This is a genomic window from Rhizobium pisi (assembly GCF_003938655.1).
Lineage (GTDB): Bacteria > Pseudomonadota > Alphaproteobacteria > Rhizobiales > Rhizobiaceae > Rhizobium > Rhizobium pisi.
In genome coordinates this window covers 49,581-74,106 of the sequence record NZ_RJJT01000021.1, presented here as the reverse complement: position 1 = coordinate 74,106, position 24,526 = coordinate 49,581, and the positions used below count along the sequence as shown (strand labels likewise).

17 protein-coding genes are annotated in these 24,526 nt (G+C 62.2%); 11 read left to right on the top strand and 6 right to left on the bottom strand.

Annotated elements, in window-relative coordinates:
- Nucleotides 1-244: 244 nt before the first annotated feature.
- From EFD55_RS25370 to EFD55_RS25340, 7 genes are all read left to right on the top strand, one after another.
- On the top strand, nucleotides 245-2,707 hold the full coding sequence (locus EFD55_RS25370; RefSeq protein ID WP_125848621.1) for a glycogen/starch/alpha-glucan phosphorylase: 2,463 nt from the start codon (nucleotides 245-247) through the stop codon (nucleotides 2,705-2,707).
- Nucleotides 2,704-4,911, top strand: a complete 2,208-nt coding sequence (gene glgB / locus EFD55_RS25365; RefSeq protein WP_125848619.1) for a 1,4-alpha-glucan branching protein GlgB — start codon at nucleotides 2,704-2,706, stop codon at nucleotides 4,909-4,911. Before EFD55_RS25370 ends, glgB begins: the two co-directional genes overlap by 4 nt.
- Nucleotides 4,912-4,930: 19 nt before the next feature.
- Entirely contained in the window at nucleotides 4,931-6,193 is a 1,263-nt protein-coding gene (gene glgC, locus EFD55_RS25360) for a glucose-1-phosphate adenylyltransferase (protein WP_125848617.1), read from the top strand.
- A 3-nt stretch (nucleotides 6,194-6,196) separates the two neighbouring features.
- Nucleotides 6,197-7,639, top strand: a complete 1,443-nt coding sequence (glgA, locus tag EFD55_RS25355) for a glycogen synthase GlgA (RefSeq protein WP_125848615.1) — start codon at nucleotides 6,197-6,199, stop codon at nucleotides 7,637-7,639.
- Nucleotides 7,640-7,645: 6 nt separating this feature from the next.
- The gene (locus tag EFD55_RS25350) at nucleotides 7,646-9,277 is read left to right on the top strand and encodes an alpha-D-glucose phosphate-specific phosphoglucomutase (RefSeq protein ID WP_125848613.1); all 1,632 of its coding nucleotides are present in this window, start codon (nucleotides 7,646-7,648) and stop codon (nucleotides 9,275-9,277) included.
- A 12-nt stretch (nucleotides 9,278-9,289) separates the two neighbouring features.
- On the top strand, nucleotides 9,290-11,269 hold the full coding sequence (gene glgX, locus EFD55_RS25345; protein ID WP_125848611.1) for a glycogen debranching protein GlgX: 1,980 nt from the start codon (nucleotides 9,290-9,292) through the stop codon (nucleotides 11,267-11,269).
- A gap of 91 nt (nucleotides 11,270-11,360) precedes the next feature.
- Entirely contained in the window at nucleotides 11,361-11,849 is a 489-nt protein-coding gene (locus EFD55_RS25340) for a MaoC family dehydratase (protein ID WP_125848609.1), read from the top strand.
- Between the two features lie 17 nt (nucleotides 11,850-11,866).
- On the opposite strand, the gene EFD55_RS25335 is transcribed toward EFD55_RS25340, so the two are convergent.
- From EFD55_RS25335 to EFD55_RS25315, 5 genes are all read right to left on the bottom strand, one after another.
- A complete protein-coding gene (locus tag EFD55_RS25335; protein ID WP_125848607.1) occupies nucleotides 11,867-12,265 on the bottom strand; it encodes a VOC family protein in 399 nt (132 codons plus the stop codon).
- A 45-nt stretch (nucleotides 12,266-12,310) separates the two neighbouring features.
- Nucleotides 12,311-12,859, bottom strand: coding sequence for a sarcosine oxidase subunit gamma family protein (gene soxG, locus EFD55_RS25330; protein WP_125848606.1), 549 nt, complete (start codon nucleotides 12,857-12,859; stop codon nucleotides 12,311-12,313).
- Nucleotides 12,852-15,845 carry a sarcosine oxidase subunit alpha gene (locus tag EFD55_RS25325; RefSeq protein WP_125848604.1) on the bottom strand — a complete coding sequence of 998 codons (2,994 nt, stop codon included), beginning with the start codon at nucleotides 15,843-15,845 and terminating at the stop codon, nucleotides 12,852-12,854. The genes soxG and EFD55_RS25325 overlap by 8 nt, the downstream gene beginning before the upstream one ends.
- Nucleotides 15,842-16,183 carry a sarcosine oxidase subunit delta gene (locus EFD55_RS25320; RefSeq protein ID WP_125848602.1) on the bottom strand — a complete coding sequence of 114 codons (342 nt, stop codon included), beginning with the start codon at nucleotides 16,181-16,183 and terminating at the stop codon, nucleotides 15,842-15,844. The genes EFD55_RS25325 and EFD55_RS25320 overlap by 4 nt, the downstream gene beginning before the upstream one ends.
- Nucleotides 16,184-16,292: 109 nt before the next feature.
- Entirely contained in the window at nucleotides 16,293-17,546 is a 1,254-nt protein-coding gene (locus EFD55_RS25315; RefSeq protein ID WP_125848599.1) for a sarcosine oxidase subunit beta family protein, read from the bottom strand.
- Between the two features lie 310 nt (nucleotides 17,547-17,856).
- On the opposite strand from EFD55_RS25315, the gene EFD55_RS25310 reads away from it, so the two are divergent.
- On the top strand, nucleotides 17,857-18,909 hold the full coding sequence (locus tag EFD55_RS25310; protein WP_125848597.1) for a FecR family protein: 1,053 nt from the start codon (nucleotides 17,857-17,859) through the stop codon (nucleotides 18,907-18,909).
- Between the two features lie 5 nt (nucleotides 18,910-18,914).
- Here the strand turns inward: EFD55_RS25310 and EFD55_RS25305 are convergent, their stop codons facing one another.
- The gene (locus EFD55_RS25305; protein WP_125848596.1) at nucleotides 18,915-21,092 is read right to left on the bottom strand and encodes a CHASE2 domain-containing protein; all 2,178 of its coding nucleotides are present in this window, start codon (nucleotides 21,090-21,092) and stop codon (nucleotides 18,915-18,917) included.
- Nucleotides 21,093-21,314: 222 nt separating this feature from the next.
- Here EFD55_RS25305 and EFD55_RS25300 point away from each other — a divergent pair, with 222 nt between their 5' ends.
- From EFD55_RS25300 to EFD55_RS25290, 3 genes are all read left to right on the top strand, one after another.
- Entirely contained in the window at nucleotides 21,315-22,934 is a 1,620-nt protein-coding gene (locus tag EFD55_RS25300; protein ID WP_125848594.1) for an adenylate/guanylate cyclase domain-containing protein, read from the top strand.
- A gap of 178 nt (nucleotides 22,935-23,112) precedes the next feature.
- Nucleotides 23,113-23,325 carry a 30S ribosomal protein S21 gene (gene rpsU / locus EFD55_RS25295; protein WP_003585885.1) on the top strand — a complete coding sequence of 71 codons (213 nt, stop codon included), beginning with the start codon at nucleotides 23,113-23,115 and terminating at the stop codon, nucleotides 23,323-23,325.
- 135 nt (nucleotides 23,326-23,460) lie between these two features.
- Nucleotides 23,461-24,327 carry a tetratricopeptide repeat protein gene (locus tag EFD55_RS25290; protein WP_125848592.1) on the top strand — a complete coding sequence of 289 codons (867 nt, stop codon included), beginning with the start codon at nucleotides 23,461-23,463 and terminating at the stop codon, nucleotides 24,325-24,327.
- Nucleotides 24,328-24,526: the final 199 nt, after the last annotated feature.

The following is a 24,526-nucleotide window of genomic DNA, read 5'->3' as shown; positions in this document are numbered from 1 at the left end:
CCGCGCGGGAACAAACCGGCGCGGCTTTTCGTTATCACTATCCCACGCATCAGATCGAGAAAAGCGATTGGAATCAACCCCTTTGAACGACGTGAATATGAAGGTTTCGCAAATTTTTCGTTTGTCCAAATCCCTTGTTGCAAGTGCTTGGTAACGATGCATAAACTGTCGGCAGCGCAAGCGACAAATTGATTGCATCAGGCATAACATCCTGAAACCAAATTAAAATTGGCGAGATCTGACGATGAACACTGTTTCCAAGCCGGTTATCCCCTCTCCCGCTCCCCGCAGCTCAAAGCCGGAAATTCTCGCCGAAGAAATCATCGAACGCCTGACCTACCGCATCGGCAAGGATGCCAAGGTGGCAAAGCCGCATGACTGGCTGACGGCGACGATCCTTGTGGTGCGCGACCGCATCATTGACAAGTGGATGGCTTCCACGCGCGAAGTCTATGCGACCGGCGCCAAGCGCGTCTATTATCTTTCCCTCGAATTCCTCATCGGCCGCCTGATGCGCGACGCCGTCTCCAACCTCGGCCTGATGGAACAGGTGCGCGATGCGCTCGCCTCGCTCGGGGTCGACGTCAACGTCATTGCAGGCCTGGAGCCGGATGCCGCGCTCGGCAACGGCGGCCTCGGGCGTCTCGCCGCCTGCTTCATGGAGAGCATGGCAACCGTCGACGTTCCGGCCTATGGCTACGGCATCCGCTATGTCCACGGCCTCTTCCGTCAGCAGCTGGCCGACGGCTGGCAGGTGGAACTGCCCGAAAACTGGCTTGCCCACGGCAATCCCTGGGAGTTCGAGCGCCGTGAGAGCTCCTATGAAATCGGCTTCGGCGGCGCCGTCGAATTCATCACCACCCATGACGATCAGCCGCGCTATGTGTGGAAACCGGCCGAGCGCGTCATCGCCGCCGCCTTCGATACGCCGGCCGTCGGCTGGCGGGGAAAACGCGTCAATACGCTGCGCCTCTGGTCGGCGCAGCCGATCGATCCGATCCTGCTCGACGCCTTCAATGCCGGCGATCACATCGGGGCGCTGCGCGAAAGCAACAAGGCAGAAAGCCTGACCCGGGTTCTCTATCCTGCCGACGCGACGCCTGCAGGCCAGGAACTGCGCCTGCGCCAGGAGTTCTTCTTCTCGTCCGCCTCGCTGCAGGACATTCTGCGCCGCCACCTGCAGCAATATGACGATTTCACCTCGCTGCCGGATAAGGTGGCGATCCAGCTGAACGACACCCATCCGGCCGTCTCGGTCGCCGAACTGGTGCGCCTGCTCTGCGACGTGCACGGCATGGATTTCGAGCAGGCCTGGGATATTACCCGCCGCACCTTTTCCTACACCAACCATACGCTTCTGCCGGAAGCGCTGGAAAGCTGGCCGGTTCCGCTCTTCGAGCGCCTGCTGCCGCGCCACATGCAGATCGTTTACGCAATCAATGCCAAGATCCTTCTCGACGCCCGCAAGGGCAAGAACTTCTCCGATGGAGAAATTCGCTCGATCTCGCTGATCGAGGAGAGCGGCGATCGCCGCGTGCGCATGGGCAACCTTGCTTTCGTCGGCTCGCATTCGATCAACGGCGTGTCGGCCCTGCACACCGACTTGATGAAGGTGACTGTTTTCGCCGACCTGCACAAACTCTATCCCGATCGCATCAACAACAAGACCAACGGCATCACCCCGCGCCGCTGGCTGCAGCAGTGTAATCCCGGCCTCACCGGGCTGATCCGCGAGGCGATCGGCGACGAATTCCTCGATGACGCCGAAAAGCTGCGCGCGCTCGACGTGCATTCTTCCGATCCGACCTTCCAGCAGAAGTTCGCGGCGGTGAAGCGCGCCAACAAGGTGGCGCTCTCCAATCTCGTTGCCAGTCGCATGGGCGTGAAGCTCGATCCGTCGGCGATGTTCGACATCCAGATCAAGCGCATCCACGAATACAAGCGCCAGCTGCTGAACATTATCGAGGCCGTCGCCCTCTACGATCAGATCCGCTCGCATCCCGAGCTCGACTGGGTGCCGCGCGTCAAGCTCTTCGCCGGCAAGGCGGCACCGAGTTATTACAACGCCAAGCTCATCATCAAGCTGATCAACGACGTCGCCCGCACGATCAACAACGATCCGTCGGTACGCGGCCTGCTGAAGGTCGTCTTCGTCCCGAACTACAATGTATCGCTTGCCGAAGTCATGGTTCCGGCCGCCGACCTCTCCGAGCAGATCTCGACCGCCGGCATGGAAGCATCCGGCACCGGCAACATGAAGTTCGGCCTCAACGGCGCGCTGACGATCGGCACGCTCGACGGCGCCAATGTCGAGATGCGCGACAATGTCGGCGCGGACAACATCGTCATCTTCGGCCTCACGGCCGACGAGGTGTCGAAAGTCCGCAGCGATGGCCACAATCCCCGCGCCATCATCGAGAATTCTCGCGAACTCGCCCAGGCGCTCGCGGCCATCGGCTCCGGCGTCTTCTCGCCTGACGACCGAAACCGTTACACGGCGCTGATCGACGGCATCTATTCGCACGATTGGTTCATGGTTGCCGCCGATTTCGACGCCTATGCCCAGGCCCAGCGTGAGGTCGACCAGATCTGGACCAACCAGTCCGCCTGGTACACCAAGACGATCAACAATACGGCGCGGATGGGCTGGTTCTCTTCCGACCGCACCATCAGGCAATATGCAGACGAAATCTGGAGAGCCGGATGAAAACGCCGAAAACAGTCCCTGAAGTAAAGCTTTCCTGGGAAGTTTCGGCAGAAGAAATCGCGGCGATCCTTGCCGGCTCGCATTCCAATCCCTTTGCCGTCCTAGGTGTGCACCAGGCCGGCGACGCTTTTGTCGCCCGGTGCTTCATCCCGGGTGCCGAGGAAGCGACCGCCATGACGCTGGATGGCAGCGTCATCGGCGAACTGAAGCAACTCCATGGCGACGGCTTCTTCGCCGGCCCGGTTTCGCTGACCAAGCTCCAGCCGGTGCGTTACCGCGCCCGGCGCGGCGATGCCGAATGGGCCGTGACCGACCCCTACAGCTTCGGTCCGGTGCTCGGGCCGATGGATGATTATTTCGCCCGTGAAGGCTCGCATCTTCGCCTATTCGACAAGATGGGCGCCCATCTCATCAAGCATGACGGCGCCCAGGGCATCCACTTCGCCGTCTGGGCGCCGAATGCGCAGCGCGTTTCCGTCGTCGGCGATTTCAACAATTGGGACGGCCGCCGCCACGTGATGCGCTTCCGCGCCGACAGCGGCATCTGGGAGATCTTCGCCCCCGATGTCCCGCTTGGCGTTGCCTACAAGTTCGAGATCCGTGGCCAGGACGGCGTCCTGCTGCCACTGAAGGCCGATCCTTTCGCCCGCCGCAGCGAGCTCAGGCCGAAGACCGCTTCCATCACCGCCGCCGAGCTGGTGCAGGAATGGGAAGACGAAGCCCATCTGAAGCACTGGCGCGAGGCCGACAAGCGCCGTCAGCCGATCACGATCTACGAGGTGCACGCCGCTTCCTGGCAGCGCCGTCAGGACGGCACGATGCTTTCCTGGGACGAGCTCGCCTCCAGCCTCATCCCCTATTGCGCCGACATGGGCTTCACCCATATCGAATTCCTGCCGATCACCGAGTATCCCTACGATCCCTCCTGGGGTTACCAAACGACTGGCCTCTATGCACCGACCGCCCGTTTCGGCGAGCCGGAAGGTTTTGCCCGTTTCGTCAACGGCTGCCACAAGGTCGGCATCGGCGTCATCCTCGACTGGGTGCCGGCGCATTTCCCGACCGACGAGCACGGCCTTGGCTGGTTCGACGGCACCGCGCTTTATGAGCACGAAGATCCACGCAAGGGCTTCCACCCGGACTGGAGCACGGCGATCTACAATTTCGGCCGCACCGAGGTCGTCTCCTATCTCGTCAACAACGCACTCTACTGGGCCGAGAAATTCCATCTCGACGGTCTGCGCGTCGATGCCGTCGCCTCGATGCTCTACCTCGACTATTCCCGCAAGCACGGCGAATGGGTCCCGAACGAATATGGCGGCAACGAGAACCTGGAAGCCGTCCGTTTCCTGCAGGATCTCAACATCCGCATCTACGGCAAAAATTCCAACGTCATGACCATCGCCGAGGAATCGACCTCCTGGCCGAAGGTCTCGCAGCCGGTGCATGAGGGTGGCCTCGGCTTCGGCTTCAAATGGAACATGGGCTTCATGCACGATACGCTGAGCTACATGAGCCGCGATCCCATACACCGCAGGCACCATCACAACGAGCTCACCTTCGGCCTGCTCTACGCCTATTCGGAGAATTTCGTCCTGCCGTTGTCGCATGACGAGGTCGTCCACGGGAAAGGCTCGCTGATTGCCAAGATGCCGGGCGACGACTGGCAGAAATTCGCCAATCTGCGCGCCTACTACGCCTACATGTGGGGTTATCCCGGCAAGAAGCTGCTGTTCATGGGCCAGGAATTCGCCCAGTGGAGCGAGTGGAGCGAAGAGAAGTCGCTCGACTGGAACCTGCTTCAGTACCGCATGCACGAGGGCATGCGCCGCCTGGTGCGCGATCTCAATCTGACCTATCGCAGCAAACCGGCGCTGTATGAGCGCGATTGCGAGGGCGACGGCTTCGAATGGCTGGTCGCCGACGACAGCGAAAATTCCGTTTTCGCCTGGCTGCGCAAGGCGCCGGGCCAGAAACCGATCGCCGTCATCACCAATTTTACTCCCGTCTATCGCGAGAACTATTCGATACGCCTGCCCTCCGCAGGCCGCTGGCGGGAAATCCTGAATACCGATGCCGACATTTACGGCGGCAGCGGCAAGGGCAATGGCGGACGCGTGCAGGCCGTCAATGCCGGCGGCAACATCACCTGCTCGATCACTCTGCCGCCCTTGGCGACGATCATGCTTGAACCTGAAAATTAGTGACTGGTGGGAGGAGAAAATGGTAGAAAAGCGTATTCAGCCACTTGCCCGCGATGCAATGGCCTATGTTCTTGCAGGCGGCAGGGGGAGCCGTCTCAAGGAACTCACCGACCGGCGTGCCAAGCCCGCCGTCTATTTCGGCGGCAAGGCGCGCATCATCGATTTCGCGCTCTCGAACGCGCTGAATTCGGGCATTCGCCGCATCGGCGTCGCCACGCAATACAAGGCGCATTCACTGATCCGCCACATGCAGCGCGGCTGGAACTTCTTCCGCCCGGAACGAAACGAAAGCTTCGACATCCTGCCCGCCTCGCAACGCGTTTCCGAGACGCAATGGTATGAAGGTACCGCCGACGCCGTCTATCAGAATATCGATATTATCGAGGATTACGGCGTCGAATACATGGTCATCCTCGCCGGCGACCATGTCTACAAGATGGACTATGAATGGATGCTGCAGCAGCACGTCGATTCCGGCGCCGACGTCACCATCGGTTGCCTGGAAGTGCCGCGCATGGAAGCGGTGGGCTTCGGCGTCATGCATGTCGACGCAAAGGACAATATCATCGCCTTCGTCGAGAAGCCGGCCGATCCGCCAGCCATTCCCGACAAGCCGGATTTCGCGCTCGCCTCGATGGGCATCTATGTCTTCCACACCAAGTTCCTGCTCGATGCGCTGCGCCGCGATGCCGCCGATCCGAACTCGAGCCGCGACTTCGGCAAGGACATCATCCCCTATATCGTCAAGAACGGTAAGGCGGTCGCCCACCGCTTTGCCAAATCCTGCGTCCGCTCCGATTTCGAGCACGAGCCCTACTGGCGCGACGTCGGCACGATCGACGCCTATTGGCAGGCCAATATCGACCTGACGGCGATCGTGCCGGAGCTCGACATCTACGACAAGTCCTGGCCGATCTGGACCTACGCCGAGATCACTCCGCCGGCGAAATTCGTCCATGACGACGAGGACCGCCGCGGCTCGGCCACGTCCTCGGTCGTGTCAGGCGACTGCATCATCTCGGGCGCCAGCCTCAACAAGAGCCTGCTCTTCACCGGCGTCAGGGCCAATTCCTTTTCCAAGCTGGAAGGGGCGGTCATCCTGCCGAACGTGAAGATCGGACGGCGCGCACAGCTCAAGAACGTGGTGATCGACCACGGTGTCGTCATTCCGGAAGGCCTTGTCGTCGGTGAGGATCCCGAGCTCGACGCCAAGCGCTTTCGCCGGACGGAAAGCGGCATCTGCCTGATCACGCAACCGATGATCGACAAGCTGGATATCTGATTTATGAAAGTTCTTTCGGTTTCATCCGAAGTCTTCCCTTTGATCAAGACAGGGGGTCTGGCCGATGTGTCCGGCGCCCTGCCCATTGCTCTGAAAGCCTTCGGGGTCGAGACCAAGACCCTTCTGCCCGGCTATCCTGCCGTCATGAAGGTCATTCGCGATCCCGTCGCGAGACTCGAATTCCCCGATCTGCTCGGTGAGCACGCGACCGTGCTTGAGGTCCAGCATGAGGGCCTCGATCTGCTCGTCCTCGATGCGCCCGCCTATTACGACAGACCTGGCGGACCCTATCTCGATCCGCTCGGCAAGGATTTTCCCGATAACTGGCGCCGTTTCGCGGCTTTGTCGCTCGCCGCCTCCGAGATCGCCGCCGGCCTGTTGCCCGGCTGGCAGCCGGATCTGATCCACACCCATGACTGGCAGGCAGCGCTGACATCGGTCTACATGCGCTACCATCCGACCCCAGAACTGCCGAGTGTGCTGACCATCCATAACATCGCCTTCCAGGGCCAGTTCGGTCCCGAGATCTTTCCCGGACTGCGTCTGCCCGCCCATGCCTTCGCCGTCAACGGCATCGAATATTACGGCACTGTCGGCTTCCTCAAGGGCGGCCTCCAGACCGCCCATGCGGTCACGACAGTCAGCCCCTCCTATGCCGATGAAATCCTGACGCCCGAATTCGGCATGGGGCTCGAAGGCGTCATCGCCAGCCGCATCGACCATCTTTCCGGCATCGTCAACGGCATCGATACCGATATCTGGAATCCGGCGACCGATCCTGTCGTCCACACCCATTATGGTCCGACGACGCTGAAGAACCGCGAGGAGAACCGTCGGTCGATCGCCGAATTCTTCCACCTCGACAATGACGATGCCCCGATCTTCTGCGTCATCAGCCGCCTCACCTGGCAAAAGGGCATGGATCTTGTCGCCAACGTCGCCGACGAGATCGTCGCCATGGGCGGCAAGCTCGTCGTGCTCGGCTCCGGCGAAGCGGCCCTTGAAGGCGCCCTGCTGGCCTCCGCCACCCGCCATCCCGGCCGCATCGGCGTCTCGATCGGCTATAACGAGCCGATGTCGCATCTGATGCAGGCCGGCTGCGACGCGATCATCATTCCCTCGCGCTTCGAACCCTGCGGCCTCACCCAGCTTTATGGCCTGCGTTACGGCTGCGTGCCGATCGTCGCCCGCACCGGCGGGCTCAACGACACTGTCATCGACGCCAATCATGCCGCACTTGCGGCGAAAGTGGCAACGGGCATACAATTTGCGCCCATAACCGAAACGGGCATGCTACAGGCAATCCGCCGTGCGATGCATCTTTATGCGGATCGAAAACTCTGGACCCAATTGCAAAAGCAAGGCATGAAATCGGATGTCTCCTGGGAGAAGAGCGCCGAACGCTACGCTGCCCTCTATTCAAGCCTCGTCTCGAAAGGCATGTGACCTAAAATGAACAAGTCCGTACCCACCACGCCCTATCTGGACCAGAAACCCGGCACATCGGGTCTGCGCAAGAAGGTTCCGGTCTTCCAGCAGCCGAACTATGCGGAGAACTTCATCCAGTCGATCTTCGATTCGCTGGAAGGCTATCAGGGCAAGTGCCTCGTCATCGGCGGCGACGGACGCTACTACAATCGCGAAGTCATCCAGAAGGCGGTCAAGATGGCCGCCGCCAACGGCTTCGGCAAGGTCATGGTCGGCAAGGGCGGCATCCTGTCGACGCCGGCCGCTTCCCACATCATCCGCAAGTACAAGGCCTTCGGCGGCATCATTCTCTCGGCCAGCCACAATCCCGGCGGCCCGACCGAAGATTTCGGCATCAAATACAACATCAACAATGGCGGCCCGGCGCCGGAAAAGATCACCGACGCTATCTATGCACGCTCCAAGACGATCGACAGCTACAAGATCGCCGATTTCGCCGACGTCAATCTCGACCGCATCGGCAAGGACGAACTTCCCGGCGGCATGATCCTGTCGGTTATCGACCCGGTCGAGGACTATGCCGCGCTGATGGAAGAGCTGTTTGATTTCGGCGCCATCCGCAATCTGATCAGCCTCGGCTTCCGCATCGCCTTCGATGGGATGAGCGCCGTCACCGGCCCTTACGCGAAGGAAATCTTCGAAAATCGCCTCGGCGCTCCCTCGGGCTCGGTGCGCAACTTCATGCCGCTGCCGGATTTCGGCGGCCATCATCCCGATCCGAACCCGGTTCACTGCAAGGAACTCTTCGATGAGATGATGGGCGACGACGCGCCCGATTTCGGCGCCGCCTCTGACGGCGACGGCGACCGCAACCTGATCATCGGCCGCGACATCTTCGTGACGCCTTCCGACAGCCTCGCGATCCTTGCCGCCAATGCCAACCTCGTTCCCGGCTATTCCGGCGGCCTCGCTGGCATTGCCCGCTCGATGCCGACATCAGGCGCTGCCGACCGCGTCGCGGAAAAGCGCGGCATCGGCATGTACGAGACGCCGACCGGCTGGAAGTTCTTCGGCAACCTGCTCGATGCCGGCATGGCGACGATCTGCGGCGAGGAAAGCTCCGGCACCGGTTCCAATCACGTGCGCGAAAAGGACGGTCTCTGGGCCGTGCTGCTATGGCTGAACATCCTTGCCGTGCGCGGCGAGAGTGTCGCCGACATCGTCACCCAGCACTGGCAGACCTATGGCCGCAACTATTATTCGCGCCACGATTACGAAGGTCTCGATACCGATGCGGCGAACGGCCTGATGGACAATCTCCGCAGCCAGCTTTCTACCCTGCCCGGCAGGACCATCGGCAATCTGAAGGTCGAGAAGGCCGACGATTTTGCCTATCACGATCCGGTCGACAAGTCGGTGAGCGAGCATCAGGGCATCCGCGTGCTCTTCGAGGGCGGCTCCCGCGTCGTCTTCCGCCTGTCCGGCACCGGCACGTCTGGCGCAACCTTGCGTGTCTATATCGAGCGCTACGAGCCGGATTCGACTCGTCACAACATAGAAACGCAGGAAGCGCTCGCCGATCTCATCGCCGCCGCCGAAAGCATTGCCAGCATTCGTGAGCGCACGGGACGCGATGAGCCAACTGTGATCACCTGATCCGGGGGGAACATGCGGGGTCACAATTCGGCGCAAGGCGGCGCAATCGTCTTCGAGACCGGCGTCGAATTTGCCGTGTGGTCGCATCATGCCGCACAGATCGAACTCTGCCTCTTCGAGGATGACGGCAACAGGGAATTCGCGCGCCTGCCCATGGCGCGCGACAGCAATCACATTCATCGCCTTTTCGTCGACGGCCTCAGGCAAGGCGCCCGCTACGGCTATCGCGCCGACGGCATCTATGCGCCCGACAACGGCCTCTGGTTCGATCCCTCCAAACTGCTGCTCGACCCTTACGCCAAGGAAATCGACCGGCCGTTCCGCTACGATCCCCGCCTCGGCATCTATGGCGAAGACAGCCAGGATCTGATGCCGAAGGCGATCGTCACTACCGATACCCCGGCGGCAATCGGCAAGCCGCTCTTCAAACCGGGCGGCTTTATTTACGAGGTGGCGGTGCGGCCGTTCACCATTCTCCACCCTGATGTTCCGGAAGCCGAGCGCGGCACGGTTGCAGCTCTTGCCCATCCCTCCATCATCGCGCATCTGAAGCGGATCGGTGTCGATGCCGTCGAATTGATGCCGATTACCGCCTGGATCGACGAACGCCACCTGCCGCCGCTCGGCCTCACCAACGGCTGGGGCTACAATCCCGTTGGCCTGATGGCGCTCGACCCGCGGCTTGTTCCGGGCGGCATGGCGGAATTGCGCCAGACAGTCGCGGCTCTCCACGCCGAAGGCATCGCGGTCATTCTCGACCTCGTCTTCAACCATTCCGGCGAGAGCGATCGGTACGGTGCGACGCTGTCGCTGCGCGGCCTCGATAACCTGCACTATTACCGCCATGCCGAGAACAGCCCCGGCGAGCTCGTCAACGACACCGGCACAGGCAATACGATTGCCTGCGATCATCCGGAGGTCCGGCGCCTCGTTATCGACAGCCTGCGCCACTTCGTGCTCAATGCCGGCGTCGACGGTTTTCGCTTCGATCTCGCTCCCGTGCTCGGCCGCACCGCGACGGGCTTCCAGCGCGACGGGGGAACGCTTGCCGCGATCCTGGCGGACGATGTGCTTGCCGACCGCATCATGATCGCCGAACCCTGGGATATCGGTCCCGGCGGTTACCAGCTCGGCAATTTCCCCAGTCCCTTCCTCGAATGGAACGACCGGGTTCGCGACGACCTGCGCTGCTATTGGCGCGGCGACCAATGGAAGACCGGCTCGCTCGCGACGGCGCTTGCCGGTTCTTCCGACATCTTCTCCCGCAACGACGGCAAAGGGACGCGCAGCGTCAATTTCCTCGCCGCCCATGACGGCTTCACGCTGATCGACCTCGTCTCCTACGCCGGAAAGCATAATGACGCCAACGGCGAGCACAATCGCGACGGCCACAACGAGAACCATTCCTGGAACAACGGCGTCGAGGGCGAAACCCTATACCCGACAATCCGCAAGCGCCGGATAAACGACGTGATGGCGCTGATATCAACGCTCTTTGCCACTCGCGGCAGCATCATGCTGACGGCGGGTGATGAGGGAGGCCGCAGCCAGCGCGGCAACAACAACGCCTATTCCCAGGACAACGAGATCACCTGGCTGGACTGGAAGGCGCTAAACGAGGACCTCGTCGCCCACACCGCCTTTGTGGCAGAGCTGCGCCGCCGCTTCACCGTCTTTTCGGAAACAGGCTTCCTCTCTGGAGATGGCGACGTCGAATGGATTTCGCTCTCCGGCGAAACGATGACCGTCGCTGAATGGGAGACACCGTCGCTCTCGACCCTCGGCATGCTGCTTGCGACGGGCGACCGCTCCTCTCGGGGCAGGCAGACCAGGCTTGCCGTGCTCTTCAACCGGTCGGACAGCCGCCAGATCTTCACGCTTCCCTCGGACGGCGAGGCGAGTTGGCGCCAGCTGGCACCGGAGGGGACGAAAAAAGCCGGAGCCGGCGTTACCGTCGAGCCACGCTCAGTCGCCTTTTTCGTGGAAAAATGACCCCCTTGGTCCGCCTGGGCAAATCCTTGTCGCAATCGTCATAAATGCACGATAAGGCTTTGAAGCGGCGCGCTTATCTCACGAGGAATGCATGGGCACGGAAATTTCACTCTCCGACGTGCGGGGATTGATCGGCATGGAAACGGGCCTTTCGGATTGGATCACCGTCGATCAGACGATGATCGACGCCTTTGCGGGAGCAACCAACGATCACCAGTTCATTCATGTCGATCCCGAGCGCGCGGCGGCCGAGAGCCCCTTCGGCGGCACCATTGCTCATGGCTTCCTGACACTGTCTCTGCTGTCGGCGATGAACTACAACTGCCTGCCGAAAGTGCGCGAGCAGACCATGGGCATCAATTACGGCTTCGATCGCGTCCGCTTCATGACGCCGGTGAAGAGCGGCGCCCGCGTCCGCGGCCGCTTCCTGCTCTCCGAGGCGCGCTTTCGTGGCGGCGGCATGCTGATGACCACCTATGACGTGACCATCGAAATCGAAAACGAGAAGAAGCCGGCACTGACGGCAAAATGGATCACCATCATCCAGTTCGACCCGAAGGATCGCCCTGAGGACGTCTGAGCGAAACGTCGCTCTTGTTATACTGGCGAATTGATCACCGCTTCGAGGGCATGCCCATCTGGGTCCACGACGAAGGCGGCATAGTAGTGTTCGCCGTAATCGGGACGCAGGCCGGGACGGCCATTGTTACGGCCGCCATGCGCGATTGCCGCCGCATGAAACTCATCGACCGCCTGCCGGCTCGGCGCGGCAAAAGCCAGATGAAAACCCGGACCGGGTGGACGCTGGCCGTCAGGACGATGCTTGATCGCCAGCTTGTCGCCGCCGCCCCGAGGGCCGCAGCCAATTGCCTGTCCTGTTTGCCCAGGCCTGATGTCGTCCCAGACCCTGACATACCCGAGCGCGGCAAGGGCGGCGTCGTAAAATGCCGCCGACCGTTCGATATCGGAAACACCGAGGAAAGCATGGTGCAGCATCCGCCCATCCTTTGAACAGAGGACTATGCAGGAATTGCCCCGGCCTCAATGTCCCGCATCACCGGCCGCTTCGGCCAACAGCCCGAAAACGAAGTCCGAAAACGACCGCCAGCACTCGACCCGGAACGTGTCCTCTTCGGTGCGCAACAGCACGATCTCCGCCTTGCCGAAGATCGTGCGCGATGCGGCGCCGACCGGGAAGGAAAACAGCGACAGATCCTGCGGGCAACCGGCCGAAAGCGTATTCTCCGCACCAGGTCCCGAGACGATGATCGCGACATTGCGATGGGAAACGTCGGTCGCCGAATGCAGCGCTCCGGCGCCGGCAAATACCGCCATCAGATCGGCGCCAGCCTCATCGATCACCAGCCACTCATCCGGCCCGATCCAGAGTACCGATCGGACACCGGCCCGGCTCGATGTCTTCGGGGCGGTCGGCACGGACAGGCCGAGAGCGGAGGAAAGTGCTGCAAGCGATTCCGCCGGCGCGCGCAGCGCCACCCGGCTCGCGACCGGGGCCACCGTGAGCCGCACGTTTGCGGAACCGCCGAGACGGCCGTCAAGCACCGGCTTGCGAATTGCGACATCAGCCATGGATGCGGCCTCCTTCCTTGTCAAAGAACACCAGATCCGTCACTTCGACGGGAATCGTCCGGTCCGGCATCGGCACGTAGAGCGTCTCGCCCATCCGCGCCCGGCCGCCGGCGACAAGCGCGAAGGCGATCGACCTGCCGCAGCTTTCGGACCAGTAGGCCGAGGTGACATGACCGAGCATGGTCATCGGTTTCGGCTCGTTCGGATTGGCAACGACCTGCGCGCCTTCTTCGAGCACCAGCTTCGGATCCTTGGTGACGAGACCGACAAGTTGCTTGCGTCCCTCCTTGACGAGGTCCGGCCGCTGCAGCCCGCGAATGCCGACGAAATCCTTCTTTTTCTTGGAAACCGCCCAGGCAACGCCGGCGTCATCGGGGGTCACGGTGCCGTCAGTATCCTGGCCGACGATAATGTAGCCCTTCTCGGCGCGAAGGACGTGCATTGTCTCTGTGCCGTAGACGCAAGCGCCGAGCGGCTCGGCATTGGCCCAGACGGCTTCGAGCACCGACTGGCCGTAGTCGGCCGGCACGTTGATTTCGAAACCGATTTCGCCGGTGAAGGAGACGCGGAAGAGTCGCGCCGGCACGCCGCAGACCGTGCACTCGGCAACGCTCATATGCGGGAAGGCTTCGTTCGAAAGGTCGACCCCTTCGACCAGCGGCGCGACGATCTCGCGCGCCTTCGGCCCCTGCACCGCGATGACAGCCCATTGTTCGGTCACCGAGGTCAGCCATACCTTCAGATCCGGGAATTCCGTCTGCAGGTAATCCTCCATGTGATGGAGAACTCGCGGCGCGCCGCCGGTCGTCGTCGTCACGTGGAAACGGTCCTCCGCGAGACGTCCGACGACACCGTCGTCGTAAACGAAGCCGTCCTCGCGCGTCATGATGCCGTAACGGGCCTTGCCGGGCTTCAGCGTGTCCCAGGCATTCGTATAGATGAGGTTGAGGAATTTCGCCGCATCCGGCCCCACCACCTCGATCTTGCCGAGCGTCGAAGCGTCGAAGATGCCTGCAGACTCGCGTGCCGTCCGGCATTCGCGCGCGACCGCCTGGTGCATGGTTTCGCCGGCCCGGGGATAGAACCAGGCGCGTTTCCAGTTGCCGACATCTTCGAAGACTGCGCCGTGGGCTTCTTCCCAGGCGTGCAGCGGCGTCTTGCGTGTCGGATCGAACAGTTCACCGCGCGAATGGCCGACCAGCGTGCCGTAGCTGACAGGCGTATAGGGCGCGCGGAAGGTGGTGAGCCCGACCTGCGGGATTTCCTTACCCAGCATTTCGGCGGCGATCGCCAGGCCGTGCATGTTGGAAAGCTTGCCCTGGTCCGAAGCCATGCCGTTGGTCGTGAAGCGCTTGATATGCTCGATCGAATGCATGCCTTCGCGCACCGCAAGGCGGATATCCTTGGCACAGACGTCGTGCTGGAAATCGATGAAGGCCTTGGCGTTCGTCTTCGGCCCGGCGCCTTCGGCAGCGCCGATCATGCCGCCCGTCCACTCATAGGCCTGCTCACCCGAGAGGGCGATCTTCTCGCCACCGCTCTTGCCGCTGGCCTTCGCCATCAACTCGCCGGCGGCAAGCGACTCCTCGATCGTCCGCTGCAGGTCGTCGGTACCATTGCAGGCGCCGACCGAGAGGCAGTCCTGCGCATAGGTTCCGGGCAGGAAGCGTTGGCTTTCGGCATCGAATGCCACCTTGCCGCGCGACTGCGAGAACAGATGGACGGACGGCGTCCAGCCGGCCGAAACCAGCAGCGCATCGACCGCAATCTTGCGCTGCGAACCGCCGCCGTTGCGCGCCACCGTCATCGATGAGATGCGCAGCCGCCCTGCCGTGTTGACGACCGACTGGCCGACGAGGACATCAATGCCGAGCGCGCGCGCCTCTACCAGGACCGCCGCACCCGGAGCCTGCCTGACATCGATGATGGCGGCGATCGAAACGCCAGCCCGCTTCAGGTCGAAAGCCGCCTCGTAAGCCGAGTCATGCGCCGTATAGATGCCGACGTTCTTGCCGACGGCAACGCCGTAATGGTTGAGATAGGTCCGCGCCGCCGAGGCCAGCATGATGCCCGGCCGGTCGTTGTTCGGGAACACCATGTGCCGTTCGATCGCGCCGTTGGCGAGGATCACCCGCTTGGCCCGGACCTGCCAGAGCCGTTCGCGCGGAAGATCATGGGCGGGATTGGCGAGATGATCGGTGACGCGTTCGGCAAGGCCGACGAAATTGTGGTTGTAGTAGCCGAAGGCGGTCGTGCGCAGCAGCACTTCGACATTGTCCATCGCCTTCAACTGCGCCACGGCCTTCTGCGCCCAGGCGAAGCCTTCCTGCCCGTCGATTTTCGCGCCGGCATCGTAGCGCAGCGCCCCGCCGGCTTCCGCCTGCTCATCGCAGAGGATCACCCTGGCGCCGGTCTGTGCCGCGGCCAGCGCCGCCGAGAGACCAGCGATGCCAGCGCCGACCACCAGCACGTCGCAATGGGCATAGCGGCTCGCATAATGATCCGGATCGCCTTCGGTCGGCGCAACGCCGAGGCCGGCGGCGCGACGGATGAGCGGTTCGTAGACATGCTTCCAGGCGGCGCGCGGCCACATGAAGGTCTTGTAGTAGAAACCGGCGGCGAAGAACGGCGACATCAGATTGTTGATGGCGCCGACATCGCGGGCGAGCGAGGGCCAGCGGTTCTGCGACTTGACGATCATGCCGTCGAAAACTTCCTGCACCGTCGCGCGCACGTTCGGCTGCTTGCGCGCCGCATCGCGGGCGACGTCGATCAGCGCATTCGGCTCCTCGGCGCCCGCCGAGAGAATGCCGCGCGGGCGGTGATATTTGAACGACCGACCGACGAGATGCACGCCGTGGGCGATCAGCGCCGAGGCGACGGTATCGCCTTCAAGCGCCGCATAGGCCTGACCGTCGAAGCTGAAGCGCGCAGTCTTGGCCGGCGTCAGGCGCCCCTTGCCGGCGATACGGTTGACGCCGCTCATTGGGCCTCTCCTTCCAGAGCTTCGTATGTCTCGACAGGCTCGTGCTGCTCGGCTTCCGCGCCGATCCGCGGCCTCGGCTCACCCGCCTTGTAAGTCGCGATGAACCTGTCGCTCACCGTGTCGCGCGCCGCATTGAAGAAGCGCCCGCAGCCGTGAATATGCCGCCAGCGTTCGAATATCAGCCCTTTCGGGTTGTCACGCAGAAAGAAATAGGCCTCGAATTCCTCGTCCGAGATCGCAGCGATATCGGCGGGCCGCACGATATGCGCGTCACCGGCGCCGCGGAATTCGAGTTCGGAGCGCTCTTCCTGGCAATAAGGGCAATGGATCAGCAGCATGTGGAAATTCCTTCTCCTCCCCTTCTCCCCAGCGGAGAGAAGGTGCCTGCAAGGCGGATGAGGGGGTGAGCAACGAAAGGAGCAAGCATCTGAGCGGAAGCACTCATCATCAGTGCGCCACCGCCGCTGCCGCCGCCTCGTCGATCAGCCGGCCGCTGCGGAAGCGTTCCAGCGTCAGGCCGGCGTTGAACTTATGCGGCTCGTCGCGGGCGATGAGGTGCGCGAAGAGATTGGCCGCGCCCGGCGTCGCCTTGAAGCCGCCGGTGCCCCAGCCGCAATTGACGTAAAGCCCGGGAACCGGCGTCTTCGACTGGATCGCCGAACGGTCCGGCGTATTGTCGACGATGCCGCCCCATTGCCGCATCATCTTGACGCGCCGGAACATCGGGAAAAGTTCGCAGATGGCATCGAGCGTATGGGTGATGATCTGCAGCCCGCCGGTCTGCGAGTAGGAATTGTACTGGTCGGTACCGGCGCCGATGACGAGCTCTCCCTTGTCGGACTGGGAGATATAGGCATGCACCGTGTTCGACATGACGACGCACGGGAAGATCGGTTTCAGCGGCTCGGAAACCAGCGCTTGCAGCGGGCTCGATTGCAGTGGCACACGCACATCAGCCATCTTCATGACCGTCGTCGTATGGCCGGCCGCCGACACGCCGATTTTTCTGGCGCCGATGAAGCCGCGCGAGGTCTCGACACCGGTCACCCGTCCGTCAGGACCGCGACGGATGCCCGTCACTTCGCAATTCTGGATAATATGGACCCCGCGGTCGGATGCCGCCCGCGCATAACCCCAGGCAACCGCGTCGTGACGCGCCGTGCCGCCGCGCCGCTGCAGTGCTGCGCCGTTGATCGGGTAACGCGCGCTGGCCGAGATGTCGAGCGGCGGGCAGTAGGCTTTCGCCTGTTCCGGCGTCAGCCATTCGTTGTCGATGCCATAGAGCCGGTTGGCATGGATGTGCCGCTTGAAGGACTGCTGGTCGTGAATATTGTGCGAGAGCATCATCACGCCACGCGGCGAATACATCACATTATAGTTGAGCTCCTGAGAAAGCCCTTCCCAGAGCTTCATCGAGTGCTCGTAGATGTGCATGCTCTCTTCATAGAGATAGTTCGAGCGGATGATCGTGGTGTTGCGCCCGGTATTGCCTCCGCCGAGCCAGCCTTTCTCGATCACCGCCACATTGGTGATGCCGTGCTCTTTGGCAAGATAATAGGCGGCTCCGAGACCATGGCCGCCGGCGCCGATGATGACGACGTCGTACTCGGCGCGCGGCTCGGGTGAAGTCCACTGCTTCTCCCAGCCTCTGTGGCCACGCAGGGCCTCCCGCGCCACGGCAAAAACCGAATATTTCCGCATCCGCCTACTTCTCCTTCGGGAAAGGGCTGTTCTCCGCGCCAATACAAATCGCAAATCCAAATGCGGCACAACGGTTCTTTTGCGACGCGCGAGAGCCCTGCTTTTGACACTGAACGACATGACGTCGAAAACTGCACGGTTTTCGACCGGCGCCATGCTCGGCCTGCGGATCTCGGGCGATTACCCCTCGCAAGGGGAACGCAAAAGCCCGTGCGCAGGCTCGACCGCCGATCCCGCGTAGCCCAACTGGGCGAGAAGACAAGCAGTTACTAAAATGTTAATTCTCCCTAGGTTCCGGGGTACGTGTATCATGTCGGGTCGGCGTTCATTCATCGCGGCGCTTTCCATCGCGCTCGCCAGTGCGCAGCCCGCGCCCGCCGCCGAGCCAGTCGGCCAGGCCGTCGTCATCAAGACCGAAGTGACAGGACAAGACGGCCCGATCGAGGTCAACACGAGTGTTCACCGCGACGAGCGCATCCGGACATCGCAATCCGGCCTCGGCCAGTTCCTGTTTCGCGACGGCACCAAGCTGGCCGTCGGCTGGGGTTCTTCGGTCGTCATCGACAAATATGTCTTCGACGATTCACAATCCGTGAGGAAACTCACCATTAGGGCCGCGAAGGGAACCTTCCGCTGGGTCAGCGGCAATTCGCAATCCTCCGCCTACCAGATCCTCACGCCCGCGGGCACGATCGGCGTGCGCGGCACCGCATTCGATTTCTATGTCGATCGGGACGGCACCACCGCCGTCGTGCTGCTGAACGGCGCCGCCAGCTTCTGTGGCCCGGGCGGCTGCCGGCAGCTGCAGCAGCACTGCGATTGCGTCATTGCCAAGCCGAACGGCAACATGACGGCGACCCGCCCCGCCGATCGCCGCGTTCTCGCGGCGCTCGGAAATCAGCGCGCCCTGCCCTTCCTTTCCGGCAACCAGCAGCTTTCGGGCCGTCTCGGCCTGCTCGGCGGCTGCAACATGGCTTCGGCCGCGCCGGAAAGAAGCGACAGACCTGCGCCAAATCAGGCCCCCACACCCAGCCCGCCGAGGCAGGACCCGCCGCAAGAACGCGCCGAGCCGCAGAAGGAACGGTCCGACAAGCCTGACAGACCGCATCACGACAAGCCGGATAAACCCGACAGGGATGACGGGCATGATAAGCCGGACGGCCACGGAGACCACGATCATCACGACAGCCCGGGCGGCCACGACGATGGTGACCATGGTAACTACGGAGACCGCGGGGATGACGGGGGTCGCGACCACAATCACGACCATGATGGAGATCATCATCGCGGCGGAGACCATGATGGCGATCGAGGCGGAAACCACGACCGCGACAGGGACCGGAATTTCGGTCACAATCGCTAAGACCGTCAATCGGCGGCGCTCTTTTCGACCTCGTCCGGCACTTCCCGGAAATGATCGGTCCTGCCCGATATTCGCTGGTAGAATTCCGCCAGACCGCCGATCACCTGTGCCGCCCTGAGCTTTGCCGTAGCGACAAGCTTCCTGCTGTTCCGCGAATGCGAATGCAGGGCCTGCGTCAGTTGCCGGTGAACGACCTCAAGTGCCGCGAAATCAGGGGATGCCGCGACACGCTCGTCGCCGACGACGGCAAGGATCTGCGTTCGGTTGCTCTTGCCCTTGAGCGGCAGGGCGCCGGCCTCGATCAGCGCCATTCCCTGCACCGACCGCGCCGTGCTGTCGGATATCAGGATATCAAAACCGACTTCCTTGCAGCATGACTCGATGCGTGCTGCGACATTGACGGCATCGCCGACCGCCGAATAGTTGAAGCGGGTCTTGGCGCCCATATTGCCGACGCAGGCAAGACCGGTATGGATGCCAATGCCGATGCCGACCTGCTGCCCCGGCCCGAAGCCGAAGCCGAAGGCGTCGCTGGCGTTCAGCTCGGCCAGCGTCTCACGCATGGCAAGCGCTGCGCGAACGGCCTTGCTTTCATGATCCGCCACATCGACGGGCGCGTTCCAGAACGCCATGATCGAATCGCCGATGAACTTGTCGAGCGTGCCTTCATTGGCCACCACATGACGGCTCAGCGCATCGAGCAAGGTATTCAGGAAGGCGACGACATCGGTCGGCGCCAGCCGCTCGCTGATCTCGGTAAAGCTTCTGACATCGACGAACATGACCGTCAGCTCGCGGTCGTCTCCGCCGAGGCGCAATGCATCGGGGTTATGTTCGATGCGGTGGAGCAGCGACGGGGAGAGATAATGGCCGAAGGCGCGCCGCACCTCGCGCCGCTCCCGGTCGATCACCAGGATGCGGAACGAAGTTGCGGCAAAATGCGTAATCGATCCGCTGATGATCGGAGCCAGCGGATCGAAGAGAAGCCCCGCATAGAGAAACGAGAACCAGGATGCCACAAGCGCCATGGCCGTGATCAACAGTCCGCAGATCAGAGCGACGGCAGGGCTGACAAAGGTCGTCACCACCACAAGCAGGCACCCGAGCACGGCGATCGTTAGGATCTCCAGCCCGTCCGCCCAGTCGGGCCGCGAGAGAAAGTGGCCGGAGAGGATCTGCTCAACGGCCTGCGCATGCAGCGAAACGCCGGGAACGTTCTCCCCAAGCGCCGTGACGCGGATGTCCTGCAGGCCGGTCGCCGATGTCCCGACGAAAACGATGCTGCCGTCGATGGCCGCCGCCACCTCGGGAGAGGCTCCTCCGCCTGCAAGCACCTGCCGGGCGGATATATACCGCTCTGCCCGGTCAGGGCTGACATAGAGCCAGAGCTCGCCGGCCGCCGTCAGCGGTACGACGAAATCCCCGATCTTTACCGATGTCATGATGCCGGCGCGATCGGGCGCGCCTGACAGAACATAGGTCGATACCCCCTGGGCGACGCGCAGCGCCTCGACCGCGAGATTCGGATAGAGCTGCTTGCCGTCGGTCAGGAACAAGGGAACCGCCCGCACCACCGGCGAGGGATTGCCGGGATTGAGGCTGATATGACCGAGCCCCGCCGCATTGGCCTCCAATTGCGGCCGCAGCGGCGTCGAAGCGCCGAGATAGGGCGGAGCCGAGACCGGGCTTTCGCCGGTAAAGGCGAATCCCGCCTTCACCGGCGGCCGGTAATTACCCTCATTGGAAAGGCCGAAGCCGAGCACAACAGGTTTTTCGGCAATCGACCGTGCGAATATCTCGTCGTTGTCGGGCAGCGTCTCGGCAAGCGAAGGATCTATGCCTGCGACATCGCGGACGACATTGCGCGGCGACAGCCGGTCCGGCTCGGAGAAGAGAACATCGAAGGCGATGGCCGAGGCTCCCATGTCTGAAAGCCGGTTCACCAGCAGGGCCAGCCGGTCCCGCGGCCAGGGCCATTGGCCGAATTCCTGCAACGAGGCCTCGTCGATATCGATCACGCGGACCGGCATCGGCTCGAAGGTCCGGGGAACCAGCCGCTGATACTCGTCGAACGTCACGCCGCGGATCAGCTTGAAGATCCCGGGATCGCCAGCCCGCAGCATCGTGAGGAGAGCCACGATCGCCAAGCCGATAACGACACCGATTTGCTGCGCGCGCGTCATGATTTTACCGGCAGTCCCCTCCGCGGCCGGCGGGGCGATCCGCTCCTGCCGGCAGACAGGCTACGCCGCTTTCGCTTCAAACGCCATTCGCAGATAGGTCCCGATCCTCTCTTTCGGCCTGCCGTGCGACACTTCCGGTTTCGACTGGCCTTTTGCCGGGATGACAGGGCTTCGATCTTGCCGGGCACGCGGCGAAATGTTCTTGTAGCGATCGAAAGTCGGATGTTTTCCAGAGAAGAACGAGGGGTCGCCTTGATTTCCGAATCCGTCGCGCGCCGGAGCGGCTACTGGCTGATTGTCGTCGTGCTGGCAATGCTCGCAGGGCTGCCGCTTGCCGTCTGGCTGGATATCAGCGATCTCTCGGGAAATACGCTGCGGCGTCAGGCGCGCGACATGAGTTCGCTGATATCGAGCATCCGCGCCTATTATTCCGCGAATGTCGTGGGACGCGTTCTGGCCGCGCATGCCAGCGGCGCGATCGAAGGCACGGTCGTCTCCCACAATTACGCGAATATACCAGGCGCCATCCCGCTGCCGGCCACGCTTTCCCTGGAACTCGGCGACGTCATTAAAGAGCAGCAGGCCAATATCACCTACCGCTTCGTCTCCGATCTTCCCTTCAAGAGCCGCGCATCCCACGAACTCGACGACTTCGAGAGACAAGCGCTCGCAGCCCTGCGCGCCAATCCGCAGCAGACGCTGAACGACCTCACCCGCGTCGGATTGACCGATACGCTGCGCTTCATCACCCCTGTCGTCATGGGCCAGGCCTGCGTCGCCTGCCACAATACTCACCCCGAAAGCCCGAAGACCGACTGGAAAGTCGGTGATGTGCGCGGCATTCAGGAAGTCATTATCAGGCAGCCCTATGCGAGCAATGTCTTCGCCTTCAAATACCTGCTCTGCTATTTCCTTTTCGTCGCCGTCATCGGCATCAGCTTCATCGCGCTCCAGCGGCAGCAGACGCGCGCAATCCATAGCGCCAACCGGGATCTGGAAGCGGCGAACGAGTTCCTCGCCAGCGTTTCCCTGAAGATTTCGCGCTATCTCTCGCCGCAGATCTACAAGAGCATCTTCAGCGGCCAGAAGGACGTCGTCGTCCATACCGAGCGCAAGCGCCTGACGATCTTCTTCTCCGACATCAAGGATTTCACGGCGACCACCGAGCGCCTGCAACCCGAAGCCCTGACGGAGATGCTCAACGAATATCTGACGGAAATGTCGAACATTGCGCTCGAGCATGGCGGCACGGTGGACAAGTTTATCGGCGACGCGATGCTGGTCTTCTTCGGCGACCCGGAAACCAAGGGACCGGAGGAGGATGCGAAAGCATGCCTGCGCATGGCCGTCGACATGCAGCGCCGTCTCGGCGAACTCAAGGACAGATGGCGCAGGAACGGCACTGAAGAGCCTTTCGTCGTGCGCATGGGAATCAACAGCGGCTATTGCAACGTCGGCAATTTTGGCAGCAACGACCGGATGGACTATACGATCATCGGAGCGGAGGCCAATCTCGCCGCTCGTCTGCAATCGATCGCCCGGGGCGGAGAAATCGTCATCAGCTACGAGACCTATGCGCTGGTGAACGAAATCGTCGACGCCCATCCCCTGCCGCCGATCACGATGAAGGGTATACAGCGCGAAATCGTGCCTTATGCCGTCGACGGGCTGACGCTCGGCGCCGACCACAAGAGCCGCGTTCTCAGCGAGCATCTCTCCGGGCTCGACCTGCATCTGGATATGAGCCGGCTGGAGCCTGCCGACCGGCTGCGGGTCCGGACAGCGCTCAAGGAGGCGATTGCCGCGCTGGACGAAGCCCAGCCCGAAACCCCCGGATCGTAACCGGATATAGGGCGAGGTGTGATTTTTCCGGCCGCCTTCCCATATCCATCTGGACTTCCCGTACCTGATCTGCTATCCCGCATCACCAATCGCAAGGCTGCGGCCGCGCGAACGTTATTTTTTTGCCCCTGGCGCTGCGCCGCCTCAGGCATCAACCAACCAAAGGAACGTGATTCTCGTGCAGGTACTTGTCCGCGATAACAATGTCGATCAGGCTCTCCGCGCTCTCAAGAAGAAGATGCAGCGCGAAGGCATTTTCCGCGAAATGAAGATGCGCGACTACTACGAGAAGCCGTCGCAGAAGCGTGCTCGCGAAAAGGCTGAAGCTGTTCGCCGCGTTCGCAAGCTGGCCCGCAAGCGCGCCCAGCGCGAAGGTCTGGTCGCACGCTGAGCGTTGCCGTCGTTTTTTCGACGTTTTCAGATGCATTGTGGCGGGGGCGATAGGTTCGCCGCCGCCTTTTTAGTTTTGCCGCTGAAGAACGCATATCCGCAAACCGGATATGCCGCATGGGGAAAGCGAGCCCGAATGGCTGTTACCACCTTCAATCCATCCCGCGCGTCGCGCTTGCAGAAAACCGCGTTCCTGCCCGCTTTGGCGCTGGCTGCGATGTTCGGTCTCGCCGGCTGCGACACGACGTCCACCTCGGATGCCGTGATCCACATCGACAAGGCGCAGGGTTCGGAAGAGAACATTGCTTCGCTAACGGCCGTTATCAACGCCAATCCGAAAGATCCGGAAGGGTATAACGTCCGCGGTTCCGCCTATGGCCGCGCCGGCCAGTTCCGCCAGGCACTGAACGATTTCAACACGGCGTTGCAGATCAATCCGCGTTTCTTCCAGGCCTACGCCAACCGCGCCCTCGTCTATCGCAACATGGGTCAGCAGCAGCAGGCGATTGCCGATTACAACGCCGCCCTGCAGATTAATCCGAGCTATGACGTCGCCTATATCGGCCGCGGCAATGTCTATCGCATGGCCGGCCAGGACGATCCGGCCTTCAACGATTTCAGCAAGGCGATCCAGCTCGGCACCACCGATGGCCGCGCCTATCACAATCGCGGTCTGATCTACCAGAAGCGCAATCAGCAGGATAAGGCGATCGACGATTTCTCGAAGGCGATCTCGCTCGCGCCGAATTCGCCCGAACCTTATAATGGTCGCGGCATTTCCTATATCGCGATGAACGACGACGACAACGCCTTTGCCGATTTCAACCACGCGATCGAGCTCAACGGCAACATCGCCGAATCCTGGGCCAACCAGGCGCTCGTCTACGAACGCCGCGGCGACAAGGCGAAGGCCGCTCGCTCCTATCGCCACGCCGTCGGCCTCGATCCCAAATACCAGCCGGCTCGCGACGGCCTGGCTCGTGTCGGCGCCTCAGCCGGCTAAGGATATCGGAGGGCGGCCGGAGCATCAGCCGCCCACGACAGCCGCTTGCGGCAACGGCCGCCCTTTGGGGGTGCCGCTCCCGTCAATTCAATGGAATCTTCCGGCGGCGCCCTTCAAAGCATCCTCGATCCGGTGCAGTCCGGAGGCTACGGTCTTGCCGTGAAGGCAGGCCCGCCGCGTCAAAAGGCGCGCCGAAAAC